Here is a 3,836-nt window from a genome sequence, read left to right as displayed (position 1 = left end):
CCTTAGTGCGCTCAAAGCGGAATTGCTTAAAGCCCATTGGATTGCTATCTCATCCTTTGCACGCAGAACGCCCCTCAGTGACGCGCAACTTAATGCTTACCCCAAGTTAAAAGCGCAATTGGATAAGTACGCTTTTCCTGAAAGAAAAAAAGTCAATAGAGCCAGTTATCAGCAAGTACAAGACGATGTTCCATTGGCACGTCACTTATCTTACGTACCGGTAGAGTCTAGCCCAGAACATAAAATAGTGGTGGAGTTTGCGGGGCAGTGGTCGATTAATGCGGCGTGCCTAACTCTAGCTAAAACGGCTGAACAAAACGAAAAAGTAACAGTAGGGAAAGCGGATAGAGCCAACAAACACCGCAGCCTTGCCACATTTAAAGATCTCGAAGCTGAAGGCAAAACGCTTTATATCAAAATCCCTTGCGTTGACCAGCCACTGCCAATTTTACTTAAGCTAGCCGAAGACCTACAACCCGTTAACAAAGAAGCTCAGATGGACGAGTGGGATAACGTGTTGGTGCCGGTGGTTCCGGTTCATAAGGGTGATTCAGGGTATATATCTATTGATCGTGGTTACATTTATGTCGCTTGGCAATCAGAAGTTTGGCGAGAAATCCAAATTCAAAACGACGGACGCTTTTCTGATGTCGATCTATCGCTCTATCAAAGCACTAAGTCCTCGCCTCAAAGATCGGTCGATATCAGCTTATATGATGAAGACTCCGAAGCATTTCTGTCAGGGGAAGCGTTTCAGTTGTACCAAGACGGTAAAAAAGTCTACGAGGGTGTGTTGGACGAATACGCTTGCGCCCGTGTTTTTGGTCTAACTGCTGATGAAGCCGAGGTAGTGGTGGCAGATTGGCCTAACGAAGGCGAAACATACAAAGAATTACTTCAAACCGAATTGAGCCCATTTAAGGCTTGGAGTAAAACCAAGAGAGAGCCACTTGGTGTTCCTTTGCCTCATATTTGGCTTCCATACAAAATAAACGGTAGCGTACAAAGTGATATTGCCCTTTATTATTCTCGGGCTCAGCTCAATACTCAGCAACTCAATGAATTAAAGAGTGGGAAGAATGAAAAAGCGGTTAAAGTTAACCTCAGTGATTATTCTTCCGCTCACAACTTTGATGCGAGCTCCGAACCTGTGATTTCGCTGCCGAATCTAGATACCCAAGCGCCAAGCAAATCAGATTACAATATCATCAGCCAAAACGAGCAAGGTGTTGCTGCCGCTGTTGTTAACTCACCAAGTGAAGGCATTGTAATCGCGTATAAAAGTAACCCTCAGTGCGATCAACCGGATGATTTTTTCCAACTGACGTGTGTTGATGAAACATGGAGCCAAAAGATTTTTTTGCGCGAGGCTGAGTTTGTGGATCAATATTGTAAAGAAGTCGTGTTTAGTGGTTGGTTACCAGAAGTTAAAAGGGTCAATCTAACCCGTCATTGCCGATCTCATAACTCAGATAAAACGGTCTTAATGTCAGTAATTTATCAAGACATTGAACTCACGGAACTATTATAAAATGAAACGAACAACGTTAAGTATCATGCTTCTTTCGACAGCTATGTTATTAACAGGCTGTGGTGAAGAAAGTAGTCAAGCTTTGAATGCTGCAACAACACAATCCGTAGAAAAAGAACCCACTCAAAAGGCTTGTTACAATGTTGGTGAAACAACGTCATTTGAACGCAAAGAGGTAACAGGACCACGCTGCCACTGGGAAAGTGAGCACAACTTTATTGTTTACTCTGAAGATCTGTCCAAGCCTGAATACCCGGGTACACTTCCTGTCAAACCAGGTTATGCCGTTCGCCGAGCAAAAGAGTGGCCCCGTGAAGATTTATCTGATGCGAGCTCTTATGACAAACCTCGAATTCAGTTTTGGTGGAATAATGTCAGCTCTCGAGACCCTCTCGTAAACGATTATGAAAATGGCTACAAAATCTGGAGCGTGAAAATTGATGGGACAGATTTACGTTTAGTTACGGATGATATGCCAAGTATGGCGTCACCTCAGGCCTTTGTGACGAGTCGTTCACCCAATAATCGTTATGTGGCATACGCATACAGTTATGGCGAGCCTCTGATAAAAGCCATCTTTGACTTAAAAACGCAACAGACCATTCAGCTTGGTAGTGCGCGCACCAAGCCATATTTGGTCTGGGCGGATGATTCTAGCTACATCTATTTCTCAGACGGTTTTAAGCGCTTTAAATACACGCTCGCGACAGGAGTCAAAGAAGAAGTAGATGTACCGTTGTCTGAAGATACGGTCATTGTAGATGGAAAGTTAATCAATGCCGCCGGCTTGGGGGTTGGGGTTTATGACGCCAAGACACTCAAACGCATATACACTATTTTGCCTGAAAAAGAGTTTGAAGATTCCGTAGATATTGAGAAGCGCATTTACCGTCAAATTGCGGTCAGCCCTAATGGGAAGTATGTATGGGGAATCAACTCTTACCGCAAAGTGTTGATTAACGTAGAGGATAAAACTTGGCTTGCGTTTTCTAATGAGGGGGATGAAAAGAAAGTTTATGCGAAAGTGGTCAATATCAGTAACAACGGCAATGAAACACAAATAGGGGCAGCCAAAATAACCATAAGACGCTACGGGGCAGATTACCGTTATGAAATGAATGGAAATGGCGCTCAGTCATGGGGAGTAGTTCAATCGGGTCGAATTGCAAAAACACCAGTACTTTATAATGCCGAAGCCAATGGTGGGCGTTTTCTGGAGGTAGATAACGATGAGTAACGACTTTAAGCATTTACCAACGGATGTCTACTTGTTCGGTGTCGATTTTCCTAATATTGGGGATGCACAGACCCCTCAATATAGAGCGATTAATATCGAAAAAGACCTGACCTCATTAGAAGAGTTGAAAAATATCCGCCCTATGTCACGCCTTCCCATTGCCATAAATTTGGGTGAGGAAAGCGCAGCCCTTTGGGCGACAGACGATTTAGGCCGTTTACATGTACTGGGTGATTCAACGCAGAAAAATCAAAAAACCAATATCAATCAGGTTTTGGCACTGCGTTCGCCAGTACATGAGTTAGCAGAGAAGACGTACAAGCTGTCTTTTCCCGAATGGTCAATGCTTACAGAGTTGGCGATTGGTGCGCAGAGTAAGGCTCGGCCAATCAAAAAGGCGTGCGCAGATCTTGCCTCTATCTTAGGAAATCTAAAAGCGTATGGTGGTGAGCAAACGCTAAACTCGCTAGAAAAAAAAGTGGAATACGCTGTCACAGAAGTAAAGCGTTCACAACTCGCGCCTAAATATGAAGCGGGCACTCAAGTACTAACTGATGAGCAAGTTACATATAACAAATGGTATGACTCTGTTCTTGAAGATAAGCCCATTCGTGGTTTTATCGTGCCAACTTTTTCATTTCTCGCTGTAGCGTTTTCAACCGATGAATATGATCTCGCAGTTGTTGATGTAAAGTGCTTCGACGAAGAAACGAGTACACATTAAAGCCTACTAGATGGAAACGTCGTAACACAGGCTCAACTCGATAAAAACAGTGATGCGCAACGGCCGATAGCCTTATTCTCATTAGACTCTACTTGTCAGCGGTTACTTTTAAGTGGGCATTTGCCCACTTTTTTTTATTATGAGCTACCCATTTTGGGCGGTTTTACTGCGATTATGTGACAATTATTTTCGAACAGATTGCTAGGTAAAATAGCTAGTAATTTGGCCTTATGCTCGCGTTATTTGCCTATGGGGTTAGGTGGTATTTTTGCAGAGCTAGTGATAGTGGCGGTTTAAGTGGTTGTTTTGGCAGTTGTGCTATTTTGTTATGTCGTTGAAATAAG

3 protein-coding genes are annotated in these 3,836 nt (G+C 43.4%); all 3 read left to right on the top strand.

The genetic code is table 11. The annotated features are described in order from the left end of the window. The coding region (locus MD535_RS25140) for a hypothetical protein (protein ID WP_265678004.1) at positions 1-1,531 on the top strand (1,531 nt) is incomplete at its 5' end. Position 1,532: 1 nt separating this feature from the next. Further along, positions 1,533-2,768, top strand: coding sequence for a TolB family protein (locus MD535_RS25135; RefSeq protein ID WP_265678002.1), 1,236 nt, complete (start codon positions 1,533-1,535; stop codon positions 2,766-2,768). Further along, positions 2,761-3,492, top strand: a complete 732-nt coding sequence (locus MD535_RS25130) for a hypothetical protein (protein WP_265678001.1) — start codon at positions 2,761-2,763, stop codon at positions 3,490-3,492. Before MD535_RS25135 ends, MD535_RS25130 begins: the two co-directional genes overlap by 8 nt. Positions 3,493-3,836 lie beyond the last annotated feature (344 nt).

The sequence above is a fragment of the Vibrio qingdaonensis genome (assembly GCF_026191675.1).
GTDB lineage: Bacteria > Pseudomonadota > Gammaproteobacteria > Enterobacterales > Vibrionaceae > Vibrio > Vibrio qingdaonensis.
The sequence above is the reverse complement of the archived record's forward strand: the minus strand, read 5'-3'. Positions and strand labels throughout refer to the sequence as shown.

What these genes read in the sequence shown, in the direction of transcription:
- MD535_RS25135 (WP_265678002.1), top strand. Translation starts at nt 1,533, where the DNA reads ATGAAACGAACAACGTTAAGTATCATGCTTCTTTCGACAGCTATGTTA.
- MD535_RS25130 (WP_265678001.1), top strand. Translation starts at nt 2,761, where the DNA reads ATGAGTAACGACTTTAAGCATTTACCAACGGATGTCTACTTGTTCGGT.